This window comes from Fodinibius sp., from assembly GCF_034521915.1.
In the GTDB taxonomy this organism is placed as follows: Bacteria; Bacteroidota; Rhodothermia; order Balneolales; family Balneolaceae; genus Fodinibius.
This window is the reverse complement of sequence record NZ_JAXHLU010000001.1, coordinates 42,564-65,830: the sequence shown is the minus strand read 5'-3', so window position 1 is coordinate 65,830 and position 23,267 is coordinate 42,564. Positions and strand designations below refer to the sequence as shown.

Annotated in this window: 20 protein-coding genes; 11 read left to right on the top strand and 9 right to left on the bottom strand. The window is 43.7% G+C overall.

Features of this window, described 5'->3' with window-relative positions; translation table 11 throughout:
• The first annotated feature begins 267 nt into the window (after positions 1-267).
• The 10 genes from U5J89_RS00300 to U5J89_RS00255 all read left to right on the top strand — a co-directional run bounded on the left by U5J89_RS00300 (position 268) and on the right by U5J89_RS00255 (position 8,430).
• Positions 268-1,092 (top strand): phosphosulfolactate synthase, encoded by an 825-nt coding sequence (locus tag U5J89_RS00300; protein ID WP_322573604.1) that lies wholly within the window; start codon positions 268-270, stop codon positions 1,090-1,092.
• Positions 1,093-1,146: 54 nt separating this feature from the next.
• Positions 1,147-1,497, top strand: a complete 351-nt coding sequence (locus U5J89_RS00295; protein WP_322573603.1) for a DUF488 domain-containing protein — start codon at positions 1,147-1,149, stop codon at positions 1,495-1,497.
• 143 nt (positions 1,498-1,640) lie between these two features.
• Positions 1,641-2,387 carry a DUF2249 domain-containing protein gene (locus U5J89_RS00290; protein ID WP_322573602.1) on the top strand — a complete coding sequence of 249 codons (747 nt, stop codon included), beginning with the start codon at positions 1,641-1,643 and terminating at the stop codon, positions 2,385-2,387.
• A 226-nt stretch (positions 2,388-2,613) separates the two neighbouring features.
• The gene (locus tag U5J89_RS00285) at positions 2,614-3,747 is read left to right on the top strand and encodes a multicopper oxidase domain-containing protein (protein ID WP_322573601.1); all 1,134 of its coding nucleotides are present in this window, start codon (positions 2,614-2,616) and stop codon (positions 3,745-3,747) included.
• Positions 3,748-3,784: 37 nt separating this feature from the next.
• Complete coding sequence (locus U5J89_RS00280; protein ID WP_322573600.1) at positions 3,785-4,579, top strand: formylglycine-generating enzyme family protein; 795 nt, start codon at positions 3,785-3,787, stop codon at positions 4,577-4,579.
• Positions 4,579-5,187 (top strand): SCO family protein, encoded by a 609-nt coding sequence (locus tag U5J89_RS00275; protein ID WP_322573599.1) that lies wholly within the window; start codon positions 4,579-4,581, stop codon positions 5,185-5,187. The genes U5J89_RS00280 and U5J89_RS00275 overlap by 1 nt, the downstream gene beginning before the upstream one ends.
• On the top strand, positions 5,184-5,669 hold the full coding sequence (locus U5J89_RS00270; protein ID WP_322573598.1) for a plastocyanin/azurin family copper-binding protein: 486 nt from the start codon (positions 5,184-5,186) through the stop codon (positions 5,667-5,669). Before U5J89_RS00275 ends, U5J89_RS00270 begins: the two co-directional genes overlap by 4 nt.
• A 34-nt stretch (positions 5,670-5,703) precedes the next feature.
• Positions 5,704-6,159: a plastocyanin/azurin family copper-binding protein gene (locus U5J89_RS00265; RefSeq protein WP_322573597.1), complete on the top strand. Its 456-nt coding sequence runs from the start codon at positions 5,704-5,706 to the stop codon at positions 6,157-6,159.
• A 207-nt stretch (positions 6,160-6,366) separates the two neighbouring features.
• Positions 6,367-6,984 (top strand): phosphoribosyltransferase, encoded by a 618-nt coding sequence (locus tag U5J89_RS00260; RefSeq protein ID WP_322573596.1) that lies wholly within the window; start codon positions 6,367-6,369, stop codon positions 6,982-6,984.
• A 36-nt stretch (positions 6,985-7,020) separates the two neighbouring features.
• Positions 7,021-8,430, top strand: coding sequence for a nicotinate phosphoribosyltransferase (locus U5J89_RS00255; protein WP_322573595.1), 1,410 nt, complete (start codon positions 7,021-7,023; stop codon positions 8,428-8,430).
• Positions 8,431-8,490: 60 nt separating this feature from the next.
• On the opposite strand, the gene U5J89_RS00250 is transcribed toward U5J89_RS00255, so the two are convergent.
• From U5J89_RS00250 to U5J89_RS00240, 3 genes are all read right to left on the bottom strand, one after another.
• Entirely contained in the window at positions 8,491-8,898 is a 408-nt protein-coding gene (locus U5J89_RS00250) for a hypothetical protein (RefSeq protein ID WP_322573594.1), read from the bottom strand.
• Between the two features lie 88 nt (positions 8,899-8,986).
• Positions 8,987-11,266, bottom strand: coding sequence for a TonB-dependent receptor (locus U5J89_RS00245; RefSeq protein ID WP_322573593.1), 2,280 nt, complete (start codon positions 11,264-11,266; stop codon positions 8,987-8,989).
• Positions 11,267-11,378: 112 nt separating this feature from the next.
• Positions 11,379-11,705: a hypothetical protein gene (locus U5J89_RS00240; protein WP_322573592.1), complete on the bottom strand. Its 327-nt coding sequence runs from the start codon at positions 11,703-11,705 to the stop codon at positions 11,379-11,381.
• A 289-nt stretch (positions 11,706-11,994) separates the two neighbouring features.
• Here U5J89_RS00240 and U5J89_RS00235 point away from each other — a divergent pair, with 289 nt between their 5' ends.
• On the top strand, positions 11,995-12,564 hold the full coding sequence (locus U5J89_RS00235; RefSeq protein WP_322573591.1) for a TetR/AcrR family transcriptional regulator: 570 nt from the start codon (positions 11,995-11,997) through the stop codon (positions 12,562-12,564).
• A 136-nt stretch (positions 12,565-12,700) separates the two neighbouring features.
• On the opposite strand, the gene U5J89_RS00230 is transcribed toward U5J89_RS00235, so the two are convergent.
• The 6 genes from U5J89_RS00230 to U5J89_RS00205 all read right to left on the bottom strand — a co-directional run bounded on the left by U5J89_RS00230 (position 12,701) and on the right by U5J89_RS00205 (position 23,266).
• Positions 12,701-15,784, bottom strand: coding sequence for an efflux RND transporter permease subunit (locus tag U5J89_RS00230; protein ID WP_322573590.1), 3,084 nt, complete (start codon positions 15,782-15,784; stop codon positions 12,701-12,703).
• A 21-nt stretch (positions 15,785-15,805) separates the two neighbouring features.
• On the bottom strand, positions 15,806-16,918 hold the full coding sequence (locus U5J89_RS00225; RefSeq protein WP_322573589.1) for an efflux RND transporter periplasmic adaptor subunit: 1,113 nt from the start codon (positions 16,916-16,918) through the stop codon (positions 15,806-15,808).
• Positions 16,919-16,920: 2 nt separating this feature from the next.
• Complete coding sequence (locus U5J89_RS00220; RefSeq protein ID WP_322573588.1) at positions 16,921-18,240, bottom strand: TolC family protein; 1,320 nt, start codon at positions 18,238-18,240, stop codon at positions 16,921-16,923.
• A gap of 163 nt (positions 18,241-18,403) precedes the next feature.
• On the bottom strand, positions 18,404-18,910 hold the full coding sequence (locus U5J89_RS00215) for a hypothetical protein (protein WP_322573587.1): 507 nt from the start codon (positions 18,908-18,910) through the stop codon (positions 18,404-18,406).
• Positions 18,911-18,928: 18 nt separating this feature from the next.
• Complete coding sequence (locus tag U5J89_RS00210) at positions 18,929-22,018, bottom strand: CusA/CzcA family heavy metal efflux RND transporter (protein ID WP_322573586.1); 3,090 nt, start codon at positions 22,016-22,018, stop codon at positions 18,929-18,931.
• Between the two features lie 18 nt (positions 22,019-22,036).
• Entirely contained in the window at positions 22,037-23,266 is a 1,230-nt protein-coding gene (locus tag U5J89_RS00205; protein ID WP_322573585.1) for an efflux RND transporter periplasmic adaptor subunit, read from the bottom strand.
• Position 23,267: the final 1 nt, after the last annotated feature.

Genomic DNA, 23,267 nt, shown 5'->3' with positions numbered 1-23,267 from the left:
AAAATTGCATTTATCCAAAATTGACAAAAGAGATCAATCCTCCTGTCCTCCTTTTCTAAGGAGGAACTCATGAAAAAATTACCGGCTCATATTTTAATTAAGGGTCTTAAAAATCCCTCTTGGAGAAGAGGGATTTAGGGAGATTGATCGAAGGATTACTGCTTGAATAATTGAAAGTAAGAATATCGATTTATTATTAAATTTAATTGCATGTAAGGACACGGCGTGCCGTGTCTCACCAAGTAAAATTACAGAGAGGTAGCTGTTATGGCTGAACAAAAAACATTCGATTTTCTCAACAAGAACGAACGGGAATCCAAACCTCGAAAAACAGGCATTACCGAGATTCGCGGTCCCTATTACGATGTAATGGGCAAGCGGTATCTCAAGGATATTATGGAAACTATGGGCGAACACGTCGACTCGCTCAAGTTTTCCGGCGGATCGTTCTCCATCATGCCGCGAGAAGCGGTAACCGAGCTTATCGATATTGCACACGAGCACGAGGCGCTGGTATCTACCGGCGGATTTATGGAATACGTGCTTACACAGGGAAATGAGGCCGTCGATAAGTATATCGAGACCTGCAAAGATTATGGATTTGACATTATCGAGCTTTCTGCGGGATTTATTACCCTGCCTACCGATGATTGGCTGCGACTTATTGAAAAGGTGCAGGAAGCCGGACTTAAAGCAAAGCCCGAAATCGGTATCCAGTTTGGCGCCGGCGGTGATACGGCCAAGGGCGAACTCGAATCCGAAGGCACGCTCGATACCGGTTATGCGGTCAAGCAGGCCAAGCGTTTTGTGGATGCCGGAGCCTATATGATTATGATCGAGTCGGAGGGAATAACTGAAAACGCTGATCCGTGGCGAACCGACGTGCCGGCTGAATTTATCAATGAAATCGGCTTGGAGAAGCTGATGTTTGAAGCGGCCGATCCTGAGGTTTTTGCCTGGTACATCAAAAACTATGGTCCCGAAGTAAATATGTTTGTGGATAACAGCCAGATCGTGCAGCTCGAAACGCTGCGTCGTGGTATCTGGGGTACGAAGAGCCTCTGGGGGCGTGTGCTTACGTATAAAGATTAATACAAAAATAAGATGGAGGCCACCTTTTGAGGTGGGCTCCATCTCTTTTCGATTATGTTCAAAACCAAACGTATCTACGAAGATTATTCTGAAGATGATGGTTATCGCGTGTTGGTGGACCGCCTGTGGCCGCGGGGCGTATCCAAAGAAGAGGCCCGACTTGATAAGTGGTGCGAAGAAATAGCGCCCTCAACCGAGCTGCGAAAGTGGTTTGATCACGATCCGAATAAATTTGAGGAGTTTGCTAACCGGTATAAAGCAGAGCTGACTGAGAAGGGAGATTTAATTGATCATCTCCTAAAAAATTCGAGGGAACAGTTGGTCACGCTGCTTTATGCCGCAAAAGATGAAGATCATAATCACGCTCTGGTACTGAAGGAATTTTTGGAAGAGCAACAGAAGTAAATTCTATTCCTGTGTCATCCTGAATTTATTTCAGGATCTAAAATGATAAGTGTAATAGATGCTGAAACCCCGAAGAGTCGGGACACAGCAAGTTCAGCATGACATGATGTTTCTAATACTCATCAAAATTATTTAATCAAATAATGCAGAAAACAGAACAAGAACTTGATGTACGCTCGTTAATCCCCATAAAACGACACGAAAAACTACTGAAGTTATTTAAAGAACTACCGGCGGGAGACAGCTTTGTCTTTATCAACGACCACGATCCCAAGCCGCTGTATTACGAATTTCGATCAATTTATGGTGATGTGGTCGGTTGGGAATACCTGCAGCGCGGCGGACAGGAATGGAAAGTCCGCGTAACAAGGACTGAGCCCTCACAAGGACGTGAATTTGAGGATATTTCTACTTTGTTGGATCTCCGCAAAGCCGATCGTAAAGATTGGAAGTATGCTGTATTCCATCGGTATGGTATGATGCTAAAAGGAGACACGATGGAGATTAACTCGGAAAAAGATCCGGAAGAAATCCGCAGAATATTCAAAAAGAAATTCGATGGTGAATACACGTGGACATATAAAAAAGATCATCCGGGTGAATATGTAATACATGTGACAAAAAAAGAAGAAACCGATCCCGCCCTGGAAGATGTTTCGATCATAAATTCGTTTGATGTACGTCCGCATCCCCCGGCAAAGCGACATGATATGGTGTTCGATGCCTTTGATGAACTCGAGTCCGGAGAAGCATTTGTCTTTATCAATGATCATGATCCCAAGCCACTCTATTATCAGATGGAAGCCGAAAGTGATGAACCCTTCAAATGGGAATATCTCGAAACGATGCCCAAGGAGTGGAAGGTGAAAGTTATGAAGCTTAAGGAATAATATTTACACTATTGCAGCAGTGCAGGAATGGGGAATTGTAGTATTGCAACGGTGCATAAGTTCATCGTTAAAAAATTATTCTTTTCCTAAAAAAGACCCATCTGAGGACAGATTTTGAATTTTCTTTAGTTCAATCATATGTTGGCATGGTGGTTGCATAACAATGTTCCAGAACAATAAAAGACAAAATTGTCTTAAATAGTAATCAGCAATAAATTTAACTGCTATGAAATCAATAAAACTTACTTTTACACTTATAATAGGATTGTTACTAACGGGGATTACGAGCCTGAGCTATGCTCAAACGGATGAGTATGAGATGGATGGCAAGACCTTTGGGATGCCCGAAGCGGAAGTGTTTACTGAAGATTATGACGGGCCTCCCGTGGTAGGAGATCACTTAAGTCTGCTTCCCAACCTTGAGCCGCTCGATTATAAGGGGAACAAGACCCACGAAGTTCGCATCGATATTATTGCACAGGAAATTGAGGTGGCAGATGGCGTAAAATACGAGGCGTGGACATTTGGTGGAACCGTTCCCGGTCCGGTACTGCACGTCAGGGAGGGCGACCGCATTACGTTTACGATGAAGAATCGTTCGGATGAAGAGGTAACCATCACGGAGCCAACAAAAGAAGGTTCTCCTTTTATGCAGCAGGTGGCCCAGAATAATTACATGAAGGCTGAAGAAGCTACGATGCCGATGCCGCACTCAATGGATTTTCATGCGGGAACCGTTGCCAAAGATGACAAGTGGAGAACGATTGCCCCGGGTCAGTCCATCAAGTTTGATTGGGTTGCCAATTATGCTGGATCATACATCTATCACTGCGGAACGCCAAGCGTACTTATGCACACGGCCATGGGACAGCACGGCGTAGTCGTTGTTTCACCGAAGGAGGGTTATGATACCGAATACGAGGTGGATAAGGAGTATGTAATCGTACAATCAGAATATTACCTGAAAAAAGGATCCGGTGATCTTTATCAGTACGATTATGAAGCAGCTCAAAATCGAAATCCTTCGCACGTCGTATTCAATGGACACCAGACGATTTTGCACGACCAACCGCTGAAAGCAAATGCCGGTGATCGCGTACGCTTCCACGTATCCAACAACGGCCCAAGCGGAACGTCAAGCTTCCACGTTATCGGCGGTATTTTTGATCGCGTCTGGTTAGAAGGTCACCCCTTTAATGAAATGCGCGGCATGCAGACGGTGCTACTTGGTGCCTCAAGTTCAGCGACAATAGATATGATCGTGCCTGAAGAAGGCAAGTACATTCTGATTGATCACGAATTTGCTGATGCTGAAAAAGGCGCAACGGGTACATTGAAAGCTGGACCACGTGAGAAGTAAATCCATAAATTAATAAACGTCTACTTAATTAATTGAAATGAATATCCTGACGAACATAGCACCTGTAAAAATCACGCTGACTATACTGACAGTGATGATGCTGAGCCTGTCCAGTGTGGCTGATGCCCAGGTGCTGGTTTCGTCGGGATCATTTCATTCTGTAATGCCCGAAGTAAAGGGAGAACCTGTAGAAGTTGATTCTTTTTATCTCGATAAGACGGCTGTAACGAATAAACAGTACAGTAAATTTTTACAAGATCATGAGAATTGGCAACCCGGAAATGTCCCGAGTATTTTTGCATACAAAGGATATCTGAAAAGCTGGGAGAATACCAATTCTGATGAAGTTGTAAATCCGGATCAACCGGTAACAAATGTTTCATGGTATGCGGCCAATGCGTATTGCCAGTCGGTGGGTGGACGCCTGCCAACTCTTAATGAATGGGAGTACTCGGCGCAGCTTATGGATTTTGATTCACTTGATGAGGCCCGGGAGTTTGCCAACAGTTTAATGAGCTGGTACTCAACGTTTGATAATGAAAATATCGGAGCCGTGGGTTCTACCGGAATTGAAAATCGGCATGGCGTTAAAGATCAGTTTGGATTGATTATGGAATGGGTCGAAGATTTTAAACCGGTTATTGCCAATGACCTTTCTTTGGATTGTGGCACGGTTGGACGCATGCAAAAACTGGGCAATGCTTACAGTTATGCGGCCTCTATACGGTATATAACGCGCATGAGTTTTAGTCCAAAAAGCACCAACAGCACCGTGGGATTTCGCTGTGCTTACGATGTAGAAACGATTGAAGATCAAAAAGCGAGCTTGTGATGAAGAAATTTTACCTCATACTGATTTTTTTGCTTACAGCAACGAGCTTGTCAGCACAGCACAATCATGGTGCTGATAATACTCTGAATGCTAAGGAAGTGGATTCGGAGCATTCACTGTATCACCTGGAGGCAAAGTGGACGGATCATCGTGGTGAGACGGTATCTTTGGCAGATTTCAGGGGTACTCCGGTGATTGTGGTGATGTTCTATGGAAATTGTACCGACGTTTGTCCCATTCTGATACAGGACGCCTGGCGTTTATACAGCGGGGTGGATGAATCTTTGCGAGAGGATGTGAACGTGTTAGCCGTCAGTTTTGACACCGAAAATGATACGCCTGAGGTGTTGAACAATTATGCAAAATATGAGCAGCTGGATATTCCCGGTTGGCACTTTATAACTGCGGATGATGCTGACGTGCGAACACTGGCTATGATGCTGGGCGTGCAGTATTCAAAGAAAAGCGATGGACATTTTGCCCATTCCAATTTGGTTACCGTTTTGGATGAAGAAGGTAGAATTGCTCATCGGGTTGAGGGATTGAATCAGCCTATGAATAAGGCTGAGGCAACAATTGAGTCGATAATGGCTGGACTGAACAAATGATGAAATTTTCAGTAGTAATATTACTAATAACTTTTGTAACAATTATTGGATGGAAAGATACCATCGCCGTTGATGTATCTCAGGCTGATACGGTCACCGTAGAAGTCAAAGGCACTGATGGTGATGCGCGGTTTGATCCGGTGGTCGTGGCAGTCAATCCCGGCGATGTGATACAATTTTTAGTACGCGAAGGATTGCATACGGTAACGGCGTACCATCCCGAAAACCGGAGACCGAAGCGAATTCCGCTGTCAGCGAAACCTTTTGATTCGGGGCTTATGGAACAAGGCGACGAGTGGTTATTAACGATATCAGAAGAAGGCGTGTACGATTATTTTTGCCTTCCTCACGAAAAAATAGGTCATGTGGGACGAATAATAGCAGGATCTCTCGATGCTGCTGAGGATTATCCCGATGAAGGTATGCCCAAAGCAGCATTAACGAAATTGAAGGAAGAAACAGAAATATTTTTAAATCAATAAATACATATCAATAAACAAAAAGAGGTTACTTACTATGAAATCACTAACTAAAATTACACTAATAATTGCACTCATTTTTACCGGTGTTGTGTCTTCTGCAATGGCACAGCGAACCATCGAGATGGTGGGGATGGATAATATGAAGTTTAGCGTTACTACGATCGAGGCTACGCCCGGTGAAGAAATCACTATAAAGCTTACTACTAAAAGTCAGATCCCGAAACAGGCAATGGCACATAACGTAGTAGTTATTGATAAGGATGCTGATGTAGATGAGGTTGCTCAGGCTTCCATGAGGGCGCGAGACAACGATTATATCGCACCGGAATATGAGGATGAAATAATTGCAGCTACTGGTCTGGCCGGCGGCGGAGAAACGGTTGAAGTGACATTTACCGTACCTGAAGAAACGGGGGATTATCAGTATATCTGCTCATTCCCGGGACACTATTCAGCTGGAATGAAAGGTATATTAAAAGTTCGAGAATAACTGTAAGCCAGTTATTTAAAATCTATTATTTTTTGAAGGGCATCCTTGCGGATGTCCTTTTTTATTTTAGGGACAAATAGGAAAGATGATTTTTAAGAGGTCATCTTATTTAAAATCTATTTTGTATAAAGTTATTAAAAAAGAGTTTGATAGCTTAAATTGTTTATGGTCGATATCCGATAAGACATATTTAAAAGAGGAGGGAACATGAAAAAAGATTTTACAGCCCGTATCGTTGGTTTAGCTGAAGTTTATGAGATGGCTTATAAGGTATCCAAAAAAATAACTGAGTCTACCTTGAATGTTGATGCTATAGTTGGGATTGCTCGCGGAGGTTTTCCGCCAGCACGATTGGTGTGTGACTTTTTGAATATTAAGACGCTTACTGCAATACAGATCCGTCATTATACGCCAGGAGGCAAGGCAAAAGAAGAAGTCGAAATTACCGATCCCATAGATATTGATCTCAAAGGAAAAAATGTTCTTGTCGTAGATGATGTTAATGATTCTGGAAAGACCTTAAAGGTCGCCGTTGATCATATTAAAACAAAGGGAGTTGCAACGGTTAAAACAGCTGTGTTGCATGAGAAGGAGAATACCTCTCTTAGCGCCGATTTTGTGGGGGCATATCAGACGGAGTGGAAGTGGCTGATCTATCAGTGGGCGGTTACGGAAGATTTGTTAGAGTTTTTGAAAAAGGATGAGATGTTATCAGCTGATAAAGAAGAGATGCTGCAACACCTCTCGGATAAGTATGATCTTGATGTTCAAAAAGAACTTCTAGACAAAGTGCTTGCTATGAAAAGTAACTATCCGGAAAACTAAATATCGTGATACTCTTTACTAAAAACGTTTCTTATTATGTTTGATTACACAGCAACCTATACTGATCAGTACCAGATAACGATGTCTCAGGTTTATTTTCACAAAGGCCTGAAAGACGAAACAGCTATTTTTGATTATTTTTTCCGGAAGCTACCATTTGATGGCGGTTACGCTGTTTTTGCTGGTCTTGAAGATCTGCTCGAAGTCGTAGAAAATCTCCGTTTTGATGAAAAAGATCTGGAATTGTTGGAAGATGAAGGGATGGATCAGGAGTTTCTAGATTATCTGGAAGACTTTCGCTTCAACGGGAATATTTATGCTTGCAAAGAGGGCGATGTCATATTTCCAAACCGGCCGGTAATTAGTGTTGAAGCATCTATCATTGAAGCTCAGCTGCTTGAGACCCTTATCCTAAATACGCTTAATTATCAGTCTTTAATTGCTACGAAAGCTAGCAGGATGAGACTTTCAGCCGGTGATCGTCAACTGGTAGATTTTGGATTGCGGCGCGCTCCCGGGCTCGGTGGTTATTCGGCCAGTCGTGCTGCTGTTATTGGTGGATTTGATGCCACTAGTAACGTGCGAAGTGGTCGCGATTATAACATGCCGATATCGGGCACAATGGCGCACTCATTTGTTCAGCGTTATGATGAGGAGATAGAGTCATTTCGCGATTTTGCTGAGATTCGTCCCCACGACTGTGTGCTTCTTGTTGATACCTATGATACCCTGAAAAGCGGAGTGCCAAACGCCATAACAGTGGCCAAGGAGATGGAAGAGCGGGGAGAAAAATTAAAGGGCATTCGCCTTGATAGCGGAGATCTTGCCTGGCTGGCCAAAGAGTCGCGCAGGATGCTGGATGAGGCTGGATTGGAGTATGTGAAAATAGCGGCCTCTAATCAGATTGATGAGCATGTTATAAAAAGTCTGATTAATCAAAATGCACCTATCGACCTGTTTGGAGTGGGTACGAGCTTGGTTACCGGTCGACCTGATTCTGCTCTTGATGGCGTTTATAAATTGTCGTATGCCAATGGTGAGCCGCGTCTTAAGCTTTCAGAAACAGTTAGTAAAATTAATCTGCCTGGAAAAAAGCAGGTGTATCGGCTGTTTAATGAAGATGGCTCATTTTATGGCGGTGAAGTTGTTGCGTTAGATGGTGAATCAGACATTGATATGATGTATCATCCCACAGATCCTAAAAAGACAAGGAATTTGTCTGAATTCCAAAAAGAACCTCTTTTGGAGAAGGTGGTTGAGGATGGTGAACGCTTAACGGAATCACGATCAGTGCAAGAAATTACGGAGTTCAGTCGTAAACAATTAAGCAGGCTGCCAGGTGAATTCAAACGGTTTGAAAATCCCCATATCTATAAAATTGGATTGTCTGGAAAGCTGAAAGATCAGCGTGATACCTTGGTAGAACATCACAAAAGTAAAGTCTAATGGGCTACTGTTTTCTATGGATAATAAGAACAAATAAGATTGGGAAATACCAACGGATGATTAGTAATTAGTTTTTGCTTTGTCGCTGATTTTAATACCTGACAGACCCGCATAAATAATCAGCCAAATACCTGTCCGGAATGACATCGCTTTTAAGCTTTCTATGGCAATGGATGCTTCCAGCCAATAGGCGATTGCAATGAGGAACAGTACCGACAGGTTCACTAAGAAAACAATTTTAGCTGCCTTAATGCCTGACTGTAGATTGCGCCATATCAGGTAACCGGCAGCGATATAGGCGAATCCCATTACGGCGTTAAATATTAACAAGGGTGAAAAGATAACGTATCCGGGATCGGAGAATCCCAGCAGCGTCGTACCGCCAACCCAAATTGTTATCAATCCAAAAATGGTGGCAATGATTGCATTTGCCGATTGAATAAATGTGGTGAGAGTTTTTCTATTCATACCGCTCAATATTTAATGTTGCTATTTATTAGTATCAATAAAAAAGGGGATACCGACAAAGTATCCCCTCATAATTGTATTAGTGGTATTATAGTGAGGATAAAATCCCATTCCATTTAAGCTCTACAAACAGGCTTCGTCCGGGATCGTTAAGAGGCATTGTTGATCCCTGTAAGCTTCTATTCAGGTGCTCGTGATATGTCACGTCAAACAGGTTGTTAACGCCTGCCGAAAGCTGAATGCCACGTCCCAGTTGAGAACTAAGCTTAAGGTTTGTAAGCAGATATCCGTCCGTTGGCTGCTCGTCAAATGATTCCGCCACGCGTGTTTGTTCGGCAACTCCGCGGAGATGCAATTGAGGAATCAGCTTGCCATTTAGGAAGCTGTAATCCAGTTTTAGATTCGCCTCATAGGCGGGAATCTGTGGCAGGTCTTCGTCGGTGGTTACATTTCGTCCGATAGTGTAAGCGGTGGAGAGGTTATATCCCAGCTTATTGCGCCCGTTGTTTTGGAAGGTCAGCTCAAAGCCATATAAAGCCGCTTCATCCACATTTTTAAACTGTTTTACGCCGGGTGCGCCCATCTGCTTGGGATTTAAATCAGGACGAACGGTCGCGCTGATATAATCAGTTACATAGCTGTAAAACAGCGATCCTTCTACGCTGATTACTTCGTTTTGATAATTAAGCATCGCATCTACCTGGTGATTAGCCTCGGAGTTTAGCTGCGGATTGCCCACGTATTCATAGGGATCCATACCGATAGCCAGGTAGTTGACGAAGAGCTCATCCATGCCGGGATACCGTTCCGATCGTCCAATCCAGAATCCTGTTGTCCAGTTGGGATGCAGATCTTTGGTGAATCCCGCGCTGGCACTCCATCCAAGGTGTTCCTGGTCGAGGCTGCCCAGCGTTTGTGCAAAATAGGTATCGGGATCGCTGGCATTGGAGTAGTAATAATCGAAGCGCGAAGAAATCACTACATTCCATTCCGTGATATTTGGTTGATATTCGACCACGCCACCGAAGCGATTGCGCTTGCCGCCCTGCCAAACGTTGTCGGTGACTGTTTGTCCGGCCATGGGACCCATGTTAAAATCACGAGTACGAAATCCCTCCATTTGGCGCAGCGTAGCATCAGTGCCGAACGTCCAGCTTCCGGATGTCCCCGGGAGCACATAAGAAAGATCATAACCGTAGGTTTCGGTAGAAAGATCAGTAACGGCCTCGGTCATGTTTGACATCTGCCGATCCAGATTATCCATCACGTGAGCCACGTACGAGCCAAAAACAGAGCTCTCAAAGCGACCGTTGCCCAGATCGGTATTGATGTATGTCAGTGTTGCATTAGTGATGTCGTCCTCACGCATATCCATCATCAGCGCGGGGTACTCAACATCTCGTGCAAAATTCTGGCTTAATTTCGCTTTAAGGGAGTTTGCGTCATTCAACTGAACCGATGTTTCTACCGTATATTCAGCGTTCGACATGCCGGCGTTGACGCTGTTTCCGGAACCGTCCTCATAATTTTCTGTGGATGCAAAGGCCCCGTAGACGTTGGTTGTCCATCGACCGCCTTCTTTTTTGATGCCGCCGGCATAGCGCTGGCGATCAATGTTGCTTTCATATCCTACGGTAAAGTAGCTGGATAGAACGGGATCGCGATAGTAATCCGGCTGCTGTGATTTGAAGTTGATGATACCGCCAAATGAGGGGCCGTGCTTGAGGGCATAGGGTCCCTTGAGAATTTCGACCTCCTCAATATGTTCCATCTGGACATGGGTTGTAGGCGGATCCATGCGGTTGGGACAGGCTCCCTGCGATTGCAGTACGCCATCCATCTCAACCATGAGCTGATTCTTTTTAAATCCGCGCAGTACAGGATCAACGCCAAAGCCGCCTCCTTTACGGATGCCTGAAATATTGGGTGAATTTTTAAGGAATTGACCGGCATCGTGCGAAAGGTTGACGGTCGAGATCGCATCCATAAACTGGTCGGGCTGATACGATACTTTTCGGGCAAGCACGGTAACCGGGCTCATTGCCTCGGTAGATTTTCGCAAATAGATGGTTGTAGCTCCATCTGCTAAATCGTCTTCGGTAAGTTCAACGGTTTTACTTTTGTAGCCCACAAATGTGATACGCAGCCTAAGTTCGTTGGCATCAGCGGTAAAGCTGAATTCACCGTTGGCGTTCGTGATCGTGGTAAGATCACCTTCGGTCCAATGTACGTGTGCTCCGGTCAATGGCTTACTATTTGATTGGTCCAAAATGGTGCCGGAAATAGTGTTCTGTGCCCCGGCAGAAGTTGTAAGGGCAAAAAGGAGTAATAGTCCTATGGCTAATGAAAATAGTTTTTGTAAACGCATAATTCTGATATGGTTTCGTTCATCCGCATCACAAAATTGATACAGCTATAGGAATAGCAATCTCGTGCTGTGATGCAGATTGGTTGTTTAAGTTGATGAAGAAATCAGGTGATTATGCGCGTAGGCGGGGCGGATGGAAAACATCATCCGTAAAGATAAAAAAGTGAAGCTGATTTACGTTTAGCAAGATTGATGTTGAGGAAAAGGTAATACCATCGAAAGCTGAAACCAGCGGAGCTTTAATCTGAAATGGAGCGTACGTTCCTATGGGGGTATTTCCGTGATGATCGCAGCCGCAAAGCTTCGTGTTGTCAGAATCGTTGGTGGATGCAGCGTGATTGCAACTGCATGATTTTGTGCCATCCACCGAACACGAAGCTCCATTGCAATCGCCGTCCATACTGCAGGACATTTTTTCTCCACTGTGATGATTACTCATCTCTGATATCACGACCGGTGACATGCTTTGGAGCATCGATGCTCCAAAGAAAAGGAGGAGCACTATTGACGATATGTGTTTAAGCTTTTGCAGCAAGTGGTTTTAATAAGAGTAATTTGTCTTAAAATACGAAATGCCGTTATTCTTTTAAAGATTAAAAGTGATTTTTTCCTGTTTAAAAAGGCGAATTTCAGCAGATTAATTTTTCACCATTTTAATCAAGAACAGTTAAAAATTCAGTATATTGTGAGTGAATATTCGCATTTTATAAAATAAATATTTTGATCCATTGGCAGTTACAAAAAAACAGGCAATTGTAGAAACAGCGTTAGAACTTTTCGTATCCAAAGGTATTGATGCGACCTCCATTCGTTCTATTGCCGAGGGGGCAGATACGGCTGAGGGCAATATCTATCGCCATTTTAAGAGTAAAAATGATCTTGCTCGTACAATATTTTTAAATTGTGCTACCCAATTTCGAAATACTCTGAAGGAGAAGGTAGCAAGTGAAAAAAGCCCGGAGCAACAGATTGAAATATTGGTACGGACGATTTTTGAATTTGCTTTTAATCACGAACGAGAGTTTTCCTATCTTTTGATTGCCAATCATCGCGAAGAAATCATTACCAAAGAGATGCTCTCAAAGCCGCTGCCTAAGGATATATTTATTGATATCTTACAAGACGGACAGGAACAAGGCGTCTTTCAAAGTTTGGAAGATCCAACTATTGTTGTCGCGTGGTTGATAGGGATGGTTCAGCGAAGTATTATATTTACGCAGCGAAATATGATATCACTAAAGCCCGAGCAAGTGATTGAAGAAACAGTACAAGCCGTTTTGCGAATGCTGAAAAGTTAGGAAATTTTAGTTTTTTCTACTTGGTGCTTGTACGTGCGGTTTTAAAAAAGAAATGCCCCCGGCTATCAACCGGAGACATTTGGTTCTTGTTAGGGATCTAGGGTATGGGATGTGGATAAATTCTTTTAGAAATACATCAGGAGGTTTTCAAGCTCAGTTTGTTTGTGAGATCATCCATGACCGTATAAAAGACCGGAACCACCACCATTGTAAGTAAGCTTGAAGTTGTGAGTCCACCTATAATAACGATGGCCATGGGTGAAAATCGTTCGGCACCAAGCGCCAGTTCAAGGGCCAGGGGTAGCATACCCAGAACCGTTGAGAAGGTGGTCATCATAATAGGACGAAACCGAACCGATACCGATTTTTTGACAATTTCGTCACGACTGCTTCCTTCCATTTGATGTAAAATAAAATCTATAAGAATGACTGAATTGTTGACGGCAATACCAATGAGCAGAACGAAGCCTATTAAAACCGGCATAGAGATTACTTTTCCAGTGATAAATAATCCGAGAGCAGCCCCAACAACTACAAGCGGTATTGCAAGCATGACTGTAACAGGATGAATAAATGAGCTAAATTGAGCTACCATTAGCAGATATACAGCGATGAAAGCGGAAAGCAGCGCGGTCAACATTTGTGACCGGGTTTCCTTAAGATCTGAGTTTTCTCCGGTTACTTTTAAATCATATCCTTTCGGAACTTGCATTTCTGAAATGGTAGATTCAATATCAGCGATAACATGACTAAAAGGGCGATCGTGAGTAAATCCCAACACGTCGGCTGTTCTTATAAGATTCTCCCGTGTGATAAGATTGGGAGCAAGCTGCACATCTGTTTTTGCAACCGATGAGAGCGGTAAACCAGTTTTTAGTTTGGTTTTTAGCACATCATCGAGGACTTTTCGCTGCGTAGAATCATATCGAACTACAATATTGGGATCAGTCCCATCGGGGGCATCCAGCTGGGTAACGGGCAGTCCGTCTACCGCCGCAAATGTTTCCTGGGCGATATAACCGGGTGTTAACCCATAGTAAGCGGTGTTCAGTCGATCCACGGTAAATTGCACTTCGGGACGTTCGAGTGTCCACTGACGATAGATATTAGTAGCTCCATCGACTTTGCGTACACGGTCAGCTACATCTTTTGCCAGTTTATTAAGTTGATTGAGATCGGGCCCCGATATTCGTACATCAATGGGAGCAGTTGTGGTGCTCTTTGCGGTGCCGCCCATAGATTTGAGTACAGCCGTACGGATGCCAGGAATATGCCTTATTTTTTCTCTCAGTTGCTCTATAACATCCCAGATGGAACGTTCTCTTTCTTTTCGGGAAGTTAAATCAACGACCATAAATGCCTGCTGAACGCCCATGGCACCGGCGTCGCCAAAAAATTTGGCATCCGGTTCAAATCCAATTTTGGAAGTGTAATTTATTACATCTGAGTCTTCATTGAGCAGGTCTTCAATATCACGGACAATGGATTTTGTTTTTTTAAAAGAGCTACCCGCTTCTGCTTCAACGGAGATGAAGAATGTTCCGGAATCCAGTTTGGGCAATACCTCCATGCCTCTTGAAGCCAACAGCGCTAAACTTCCGATAAAGATAAACAGGGTGCCCGTGAGAAGGATGGCGCGGTGATTTAACGACCAATTCAGTAAAAAAAGATAACCGTTACGCAACTTATCCATTCCACGTGTAAAAGGATTAATAATTTTTTTAATCCATAAATCAAGTTTGGTTTCGTTTCGCTCAAATAAGAAGAATAATAATGGGATAAGAGTGACCGACATCAGGAGAGATGCTCCGAAAGCAAACATCATAGTGAGTGAAAGCGGACCGAAAACCTTTCCCACGAAACCAGTAATAAATTGAAAGGGAATGAGTACTATAATTGTGGTGGCAACGCCCACAAGTACAGCAAAAAATACCTCCGATGTACCCTCTATAGCGGCTTCTTTAATTGAATAATCTTTTTCCTCATAATTGCGGCTGATATTCTCAATAACCACTACGGCTCCGTCAACAACTAAGCCGACTGCTAGAATAACAGCCGAAAGTGTTACCAGATTCAGCTCCATGGCGCTGAGCTTCATTAAAGCAAATGTAAGCATAAAACTCATGGGCATGGCAATACTTACGATAAAGGCTCGGCGAATACTTGCCAGAAACCCGAAAATTATCAACGAAGCCAGAAAAAGAGCCAATGCAGTAGATGAAGCCATATTTGTTGTCACCTGTTTGGTAAAAGAGGCTTGTTCATTGGCAACTTCAAAAGTCAGGCCGGGGTATTGTTTCCTTAAATCAGGTAGTTTAGCTCTAACGCGGTCCACTACATCAACCGTGTTTGCTTCATCTTGCTCTAAGACCTGTATAGCAACCACTTCAGTCCCGTTTGCTATGAATGCACTCTTGGGATCAGCTACTCCGTCTTCTACTTCAGCAATATCGCCTACGAGCAAGCGCTGATTATTCTCATTTTTTATAGGAATACCCTTGATTTGTTCGGCATTGATTAATGGTTCATCAAAGCGCAGCAGCACTTCACGTCGTTTATTTTCAATACTACCCAGCGGCTTTGAAATATTGGCTGTTTTTATAGCCTGGCTGATTGTGCTTAGTGTTATGTTTGCAGCGGCCATGCGGTCGCGATCTATCGAAACATTAATCTGCCGGCGGTATCCGCCAAAAATATCGACTGCGGCAACCCCGCGCAGACGCTGAAGGGCAGGGGCGATCTGTTCATCAGCAATTTCACGCACCTCTTTTAAGCCACTCTCGGCGGAACTTACCCCAAGGGTAATTACAGGTTTGTCGCTGGAATCCATTTTTAAGACGCGCGGCTCAGCGATAGATTCGGGCAGGCTGCCGCGAATACGGCTGACGGCATTTTGAACATCAACCGCAGCTAAATCCACACTAACATCATAATGAAACTCAGCCGTTATTACGGAAAGGCCGTCTTGTGAGCTGGATGTTACTTCTGCAATGCCGTCAAGGGCCGCTATTTCCTCCTCTAAATCTTCGGAGACCTTATCGGCTACATCTACTGCAGTAGCACCCGGGTACTGAGTGATGACGGTAACAATAGGGGCAGTAGTATCAGGGAAAAGTGATATTGGAAGCGTATAATAAGATTGTGCGCCAAATATTAGGATCGCGAGCATCAGCGCATAAATGGTGTACCTGTTTTTTATTGAGAATCCTGCCCAGTTCATAATGTTGCTAATCTTAAATAATTAATTATTCAATGTTATTTCTCGGATGATTTCTACACGGTCGCCGGGATCAACATTATTAACTCCGGAACTGACAATTTTATCGTTATGGGAAATCTCGCCTTCAGCCTGACGTAGTTCACCATCTTGAATACCCAGTGTTACCGGTATGGCTTCGACCGTCATTTGATTGGTGATTTTGAAAAGGCGCGGTTGATCGCCTCTTAAATCGACCGAAGAGAGAGGAACTAACAGGGCATCCTCTTGTTTGTTAACCTCAAAAGTAAGGGTAACACCTGTCCCTGAGCGACGCCCCTCAAAAGCGTTGTCAGGGAAAGAGGTAAATACTCGGACGCTTCGAAAAGGCGGTTTGGCCCGGGCATCCATTCGCTCTACGGTCCCCGTTATTGTACTATCGCTAAGTTTTGCTGTTACTGAACTACCTACCTTAATTCCTTTCTGAATATCCTGAGCCAATACATCTGCATACACAGTCGGTTCGCCTTGGTGAAAAAAGAAGACCGGCTGATTGGGCCCAACATTGCTGCCTTCACGAATCATAATTGACCCGATCGTCCCTTTTGCGGGTGCATGTAGCTGTGTTTGTTTTTTTCGTTCTCGGACCTCCTCTAGGGCGGCCTTTGCGGCGTGGAAACTGCTCAATGCTTGCTCGTAGTTAAAGGCCGTTTTGTTAAATACTGTTTGTGAGATGGCTCCATCTTTATAAAGCGTGCTGTCTGTAGAGACTTCCCGTTCCCAGAAAGCTTTTGAGGATTTAGCTTTGTTAAGCTCACTTTGCGCCCGTCTTAGCTGAGCATCCAGTTCGGGTACAGCTACTGTTGCCAAAAGCTGCCCCTGTTGTACGTTTTCCCCTTCCTCAACGTATATTTGGTTAAGTGTTCCACCAATACGAAAGGAAAGGTTTCCGTCTTTTGTGCCAGCTACCGTTCCCAGGTAGGGAAGGTGATCGGCAATAGTTTTGACAACCGGTTTGGTGATTTCAACGGCTACAGCAGCATCCTGATTAGTATTCTCTTGCTGATCTGCAGATGAAGTGTCAGCAGTAATCCATAATATAGCTGCTGTTCCCAAAAATGCTATTATAAAAACGGTTAAAATATCTTTCTTTTTCATGTTCATAACGACTTACCTTCTGCCAATTTAATGGCTATTTCTTTATTTAATTCTCCTGTTAATACGGCAATGTTGAGATTCAATATTCTGAGTTGGGCACGCATTGCGATTAGTTCTGCACGTACGCTGTTTAATTTTGACTCTGTTGTAAGCAAATCGGTTAATGTGCTGCGCCCCTGTGTGTACGATTTGGATTCAATACGATAAGTCTCCTCTAAATACTTAGTACGTGTCTTTGTTGATTGAATACGTTTCTGGGTTTCAAATTGGGCATTGGTCAGCTTATTTAGCTGTTGACGATATTGTTGACGCGTTTGCTCCAGCTGGATTTGCTGTGATTTTGCCTCTTTCTTTTTGACCTGGTTATTAACAATTCTTTTGCCGGCAAACAGCGGGATATTAAAACGTATACCAACCATCCATTGATCATCTATTTCGAACTCACTTCCTGTTCTAAGTAGTTCAGTTGCAAAAAGATTGAGTTGGGGTAAAAAAGCCCTGTACGAAGCACGAGCTTCGAGATCTGCTGCCTTTTTTTGCTCTTTTGCCGCCGAAATACTCGGAGCGTTATCTACTGTGGCATGATCCGGATTAAACAGAACCTCTTCGTTAAAGGTCAGCGGGGCAATATCATCCGGATTCAATTGATGCTCAAGTCCCAGGTCATCAGATAGTTCTTGTAACAACTGGTCAATATTATTTTCGGTCGTTATCACAGCTGTTTCTGCTTCCACTATTGCATCATCAATTTTTAATAGATCCACTTCTGCTATTCGTCCCTCCCGATATAGAGCTTTTAATTGTTCCTTGTCTTTTTTGAGGGTCTGAATGCGTTCATCTTGTACCTTCTTTAATTCTTTAAGCTGGTGTAATTGAATATATGCCGAGGCCGTTGACTCAATGGTCTCCATTCGGGCCAACTCATATTTTATATTGGCCGCATCAGCCAGTGCTTTTGCTTTTCGGCGCATTGCCCGACTTTCACCGAAATCAAAAATTTCCCAGTTGGCCTGTATATTGGCTTCATAAAGCTGATCATCGAGGGGAGGAAAAGCGCCTTGAGCACGAATAGGAGTTACAATTTGTGGATATTGTGAGCGAGTGTATGAAAAGCTGCTGTTTATGGTTGGGATATAGTCCGAAGAAAGTATTCCGCTACCTGCTTCGGCCGCTTCTTTATTTGCTTTGGCGATGCGCGTATGGGTAGCATTTTCCAAAGAACGATCAATGGCTTCCGCTAAAGAGATCGGTTTTTCCTGGGCAAGCGTGACGGCAGAAAATCCCAAAAATACCAGCAGGCTGATAAAAGTTATTCGTACCAATATAGTTCTATTGCTTAAAGTGAGTGTTCACTCACAATATAGTTTTATATTCTGCTTATATCAATTAAGGACTCAGATATATTTCTTATAAGGCAGATAGAATTAGCCTATCACTCCATTGAAAGAATAGAAATGTAACTGTGATAAATGTTGATTCTACTTGTTACGTTAGATGATTGATCACAGGTACATCGTTATACGAGTTTTGTGCAGGTAGCTGGATAACACTGCTCGTTTGATCCTTGGAATGAAAAATCTTGCCTCCCTGGTAAGCGGTGTATAACAGCGTTCCCAAGGATATTAATGCTGAAATAGCCAGTATCCCAAAGAGGGTATTTTGCCAGCGGATATTATAGGAGAGGGCAAAAAATCCCACGACACTTATGACCCCAGTTAAAATGGTGAACCAAAAGGCGATCTCTGCGGCTTCTTCGTGTTCATGAATTACATCATGAGAGGCTACATTGAGTTCTTCGACAATGTCCTCGGCTGCTTCACCGGTTTCCATGGCTACATAGCTACTTACAGCCCCAATTAAAAAGAGCGTGAGTGCAATTTGTAGAACTGTATTATTTTTCTTGATTAATCCCCATCCTAAAATTAGCAGGCCGAAACCCACGCTAAAAATGGGAATATGGTTAACGATAAGGTGCAGGTAATCAGCTTCCATAATAACTCCGGTATTTGATTAAAACGGTTTTTCTTTTGCGACTAAATCTTTTCCTTTTTCCATCCAGTGATATATTGTAGGTAGAACCAGTAGTGTTAGCATCGTTGCCGTAACAAGTCCACCAACAACGACCGAGGCTAACGGACGCTGAACTTCTGATCCGGGGCCGGTATTGAAGGCCATAGGGATAAATCCGAGGCTGGCCACAAGGGCGGTCATCAGTACGGGACGCAGCCGGTCGCTGGCACCTTTGATAACGGCTTGTTTAAGGTCCATACCGTCTTTACGCAGGTCGTTAAGATGTGCAACCAGTACAATACCGTTGAGTACGGCCACCCCAAATAGGGCTACAAAACCAATACTGGCTGATACGGATAGGTAAAGTCCACGCATCCATAGAATAAAGATCCCCCCGGATAGTGCCATCGGCAGATTCAAGAAAATGAGCATAGTAAAACGGAACTTGCCGAACATCATATAAAGCAAACCAATGATAATGAGCAGCGATATGGGCACAACGATATAGAGATGATTCATGGCTCGTTGTTGGTTTTCAAACGTTCCACCATATTGCAGAAAATACCCTGCCGGAATATCAATTTCCTGGTTTATAGCTTCTTGTAAATTGGATACATAGGTACCGATGTCGATGTCTTTAATATTTATCCCCAGTATGGCTCGACGCCATCCGTTTTCTCGAGAAATTTGCCGTGGCCCTTCTTCGGCATTAATATTGGCGACTTCTTTAAGCGGGATGTACCCGCCATTGGGCAGTTGAAGCGGCACATCCATGATGTCCTGAAAATCCTTTCTCAGGTTTTCCGGGAGACGCACTCGTATATCAAAGCGGCGCTGCCCTTCAAAAATTTGACCGGCTGTGCTACCTCCAATCCCTGTCTCAATCACACTTTGAACATCATTTACATTGAGACCATAAGTGGCTACGGCTTCGCGATCGATTTTAATATTGTAATAGGGCTGTCCGCTACTCTGTTCCATAATAAAGTTGTCGGTGCCCTCGAGTTCGCTGAGTAGTCCTGATATTTCTTGTCCCAAGGCATTGAGCGTATCAAGTTTTTCCCCGAATATTTTTACCGCAATATCAGATTTGACTCCACTGGTTAACTCATCTACACGCATGGCGATAGGCTGGGTAAAGTTATATGACAGACCCGGTTCAGTTTCCAGGTAGGGTCGTATATTCTCAATAATATCCTGTTTGTTGATGCCATCACGCCACTGATCACGAGGATGCAGCATGACCCAAACATCCGTTTGGTGAATACCCATCCAATCATTGGCAAGGTCTGAGCGTCCCGTCTTGGGTACGACTGTTTTAATTTCAGGAATATTTTTTGTGAGTTTACCTGCCAGCCAATTGGCGTTTTCTACGGATTCATCGAGGGTAACCGAAGGCATGCGTATTTGTTCGATCAGGATAGATCCCTCATCTAACTCCGGCAGAAACTGAGTACCGAGAAAGGGCATCATAGCGATAGAGATACCAAATATTGCAACAGCCGAACCGACAATAATGCCCTTTTTATTCAAGCTTTGCTTGAGAAATTTTTCGTAGCGTGGCTTTAACCAGTTAATGACATAATTTTTGCGTGTTTTTACCCCATTACGGAATACGATGGCTGAAATGGCGGGAACATAAACCAAGGCTAAAATGAGTGATCCCAATACCGCAGCACCAACTGTTATAGCCATGGGCCGAAAGAGAATACCTTCCATGCCGGAAAAGGTCATCACCGGTACATATACCATCAGGATGATTAAAACCCCAAAGAAAATAGGGCGGGCCACCTCATGGGCAGCCTCACGGATGATTCGCAGTTTCGACTTCTTGGATTTATCACTGTTCAGTTTCTCTACAATATTCTCAACCATTACCACCGATCCGTCGACGACCATACCAAAGTCAATGGCTCCCAAACTCATGAGGTTGGCGGCAAGCCCCAACTGATCCATCCCAATAAATGCAAAGAGCATGGACAGCGGTATTACGGCCGCAACGATGAGGGCGCCGGTAATTTCACCGAGCAATAGCAGCAATACGGCGATCACAAAAAAGCCGCCTTCTACGAGGTTGGTTACAATAGTATCGGTCGTACGATCAACGAGATCAGATTGGTCATAAAATTTTTCGATCGTAACTCCTTCGGGTAAACTTTTATTGACCTCATTAATTTTTTGGTCCATATCCTCGATCACTTTACGACCATTTCCGCCGCGAAGCATCATCACTATACCGGTTACAATCTCTCCTTCACCATCCCGCGTTACCGCACCCTGTCGCAGTTGTTTGCCTATGGTTACATCCGCGATATCCTTGACATAGATTGGGCGATCTTCTGATCGTTTAACAATAATATTTTCGATGTTGTCAGCATTGGAAATTTGTCCAAATCCGCGTATGATATACTGTTCACGATTGTGCTCAAGAAAGTTACCTCCTGATACGCTATTATTGTTTTTAATAGCTTCGGTAACATCCTTTAAACCAATACCAAAATTCCTGAGTTGATCAGGATCTACTGACACATCGTACTGCTTGACAAATCCCCCAAACGAGTTAATTTCAGTTACACCATCTACTGTTTTTAATTGGGGAGCAATTAGCCAGTCCTGAATCGTTCGGAGTTCCGTAAGCGTATGGTTTTTGCCTTTAACCTCATACTGTACAATTTCGCCCATAGCCGTAGAAATAGGGCCTAAATTGGGTGTAGATACGCCTTCAGGGAGTTCGCCCGCAATACTTTGTACGCGTTGGCTTACTTGCTGACGGGCAAAATAAATATCGGTTCCCTCTTCAAATAATACGGTTACTGCAGATAATCCGAACTGGGAAATAGAGCGAACTTCTTTAACATTTGGAATCCCATTCATGGAGGTTTCTATGGGATAGCTTACCAGCCGCTCCACGTCATAGGGAGAGTATTGCCCGGCCTTGGTAATGATCAGTACTTGAACCGGTGTAACATCGGGTTGAGAGTTGATCGGTATATTTGATAATGAAAAGATACCCCCGACGGCCATCAGCAAGACCAGAGCCAGGGCTACAAATTTCTGTTTTAGACTAAAATCGATGACTCGTTTTAACATAGTAGGCGAAGCTGTAGGTTAGTCGGCAAATTGTTCGAAGCGTTCTAATGCTTTAAGGCTGAAAACTTGGCTCATGGCGATCTTTTCTCCCGGCTTCAGTCCTGAACCTATGACGGCATGATCATCAGTCATACGTTCGACCTCAACAATCCTTTTTACGTATTCTTGCGGAGAACGCTGGACAAAAACAGCCGCATCCTGCTCTTCAAATTGAATGGCAGAAAGAGGAATCGTAAAACTTGAATCTGATGGTTGTGCAGAGTATTTCATCCGAACACTTTGTCCCACAATGGGCCAGTTATTCTTGGTCGGGACAATGCTGTTAAGCACAAGGGATTTATTTGCTTCATCAAGGGCCGGATTGACTGATGTCACCGTTGATTCAATTCTCTGTCTTTGGGGCGTACTGCCTTCTGTTTTTTGAGTTATGACTACAGGAGTGCCCTCATGAACAAAGGGAGCGTCGGCTGCCGAGATAAATCCCTTTACAAGTACTTCGGCGTTATCAATGATGTCTAATAGTTTGTCATAAGAGTTGACGGATTCTCCCAGATCTATCAAATGCTGATTTAGTACGCCTGATATTGGGGCATGAATTGTAAGCTCCGATTTGGGATCCGAGGTAAACGGGTCCCATTGTTCGACTTCTTCATTGGTAATACCCACCGCACGGAGCCGCGCTAAAGAAGCACTCTGTTTTGTTTTAGCTCGTCGTAGGTCAGCCTGTGAACGTTGAAGAGTTCGTTCCGGGCTAATTTTTTCTGCTGTTAATACTTTCAGGCGTTCTACCTGTTGTTCTTGATAGGTTACTTCAGCGGTTGCTTCCAAATAATCACCAACCAGGTTGGCAAATTCCAGGCTTACCAAATTTAATAGGGGGTCTCCCTTTTGTACCCGGTCTCCTTCATGGGCATAGATTTTAGATACCCGTCCGTTAATAGGAGAGCTAACAACAGAAATGTGTTCTGGAGCTGCAAACACTTGTCCCGGAGCATTGATTGAGAAATTTATCTGTTCTTTTTCAACCGTATAAATCTCGATATTCAGGTCGTTGACTTGTTGTTCTGTAAGTTGCACTACCTGTTCATTAGCTCCTTTTTCAGTGAGGGAGGGAGGAGTGCCCGGATCTATAGTAGTTTCTTCCGGTCCGGTATCCGAGCCACAACTTCCAAGAAAGAAAAGAGATAACAGAATCAACCCGGCAGATGTAATGGATGAATTTATTTTCATGGATGGCAAAACGTTCATA

What these genes read in the sequence shown, in the direction of transcription:
- U5J89_RS00300 (WP_322573604.1), top strand. Translation starts at nt 268, where the DNA reads ATGGCTGAACAAAAAACATTCGATTTTCTCAACAAGAACGAACGGGAA.
- U5J89_RS00295 (WP_322573603.1), top strand. Translation starts at nt 1,147, where the DNA reads ATGTTCAAAACCAAACGTATCTACGAAGATTATTCTGAAGATGATGGT.
- U5J89_RS00290 (WP_322573602.1), top strand. Translation starts at nt 1,641, where the DNA reads ATGCAGAAAACAGAACAAGAACTTGATGTACGCTCGTTAATCCCCATA.
- U5J89_RS00285 (WP_322573601.1), top strand. Translation starts at nt 2,614, where the DNA reads ATGAAATCAATAAAACTTACTTTTACACTTATAATAGGATTGTTACTA.
- U5J89_RS00280 (WP_322573600.1), top strand. Translation starts at nt 3,785, where the DNA reads ATGAATATCCTGACGAACATAGCACCTGTAAAAATCACGCTGACTATA.
- U5J89_RS00275 (WP_322573599.1), top strand. Translation starts at nt 4,579, where the DNA reads ATGAAGAAATTTTACCTCATACTGATTTTTTTGCTTACAGCAACGAGC.
- U5J89_RS00270 (WP_322573598.1), top strand. Translation starts at nt 5,184, where the DNA reads ATGATGAAATTTTCAGTAGTAATATTACTAATAACTTTTGTAACAATT.
- U5J89_RS00265 (WP_322573597.1), top strand. Translation starts at nt 5,704, where the DNA reads ATGAAATCACTAACTAAAATTACACTAATAATTGCACTCATTTTTACC.
- U5J89_RS00260 (WP_322573596.1), top strand. Translation starts at nt 6,367, where the DNA reads ATGAAAAAAGATTTTACAGCCCGTATCGTTGGTTTAGCTGAAGTTTAT.
- U5J89_RS00255 (WP_322573595.1), top strand. Translation starts at nt 7,021, where the DNA reads ATGTTTGATTACACAGCAACCTATACTGATCAGTACCAGATAACGATG.
- U5J89_RS00250 (WP_322573594.1), bottom strand. Translation starts at nt 8,898, where the DNA reads ATGAATAGAAAAACTCTCACCACATTTATTCAATCGGCAAATGCAATC.
- U5J89_RS00245 (WP_322573593.1), bottom strand. Translation starts at nt 11,266, where the DNA reads ATGCGTTTACAAAAACTATTTTCATTAGCCATAGGACTATTACTCCTT.
- U5J89_RS00240 (WP_322573592.1), bottom strand. Translation starts at nt 11,705, where the DNA reads ATGAGTAATCATCACAGTGGAGAAAAAATGTCCTGCAGTATGGACGGC.
- U5J89_RS00230 (WP_322573590.1), bottom strand. Translation starts at nt 15,784, where the DNA reads ATGAACTGGGCAGGATTCTCAATAAAAAACAGGTACACCATTTATGCG.
- U5J89_RS00225 (WP_322573589.1), bottom strand. Translation starts at nt 16,918, where the DNA reads ATGAAAAAGAAAGATATTTTAACCGTTTTTATAATAGCATTTTTGGGA.
- U5J89_RS00215 (WP_322573587.1), bottom strand. Translation starts at nt 18,910, where the DNA reads ATGGAAGCTGATTACCTGCACCTTATCGTTAACCATATTCCCATTTTT.
- U5J89_RS00210 (WP_322573586.1), bottom strand. Translation starts at nt 22,018, where the DNA reads ATGTTAAAACGAGTCATCGATTTTAGTCTAAAACAGAAATTTGTAGCC.
- U5J89_RS00205 (WP_322573585.1), bottom strand. Translation starts at nt 23,266, where the DNA reads ATGAACGTTTTGCCATCCATGAAAATAAATTCATCCATTACATCTGCC.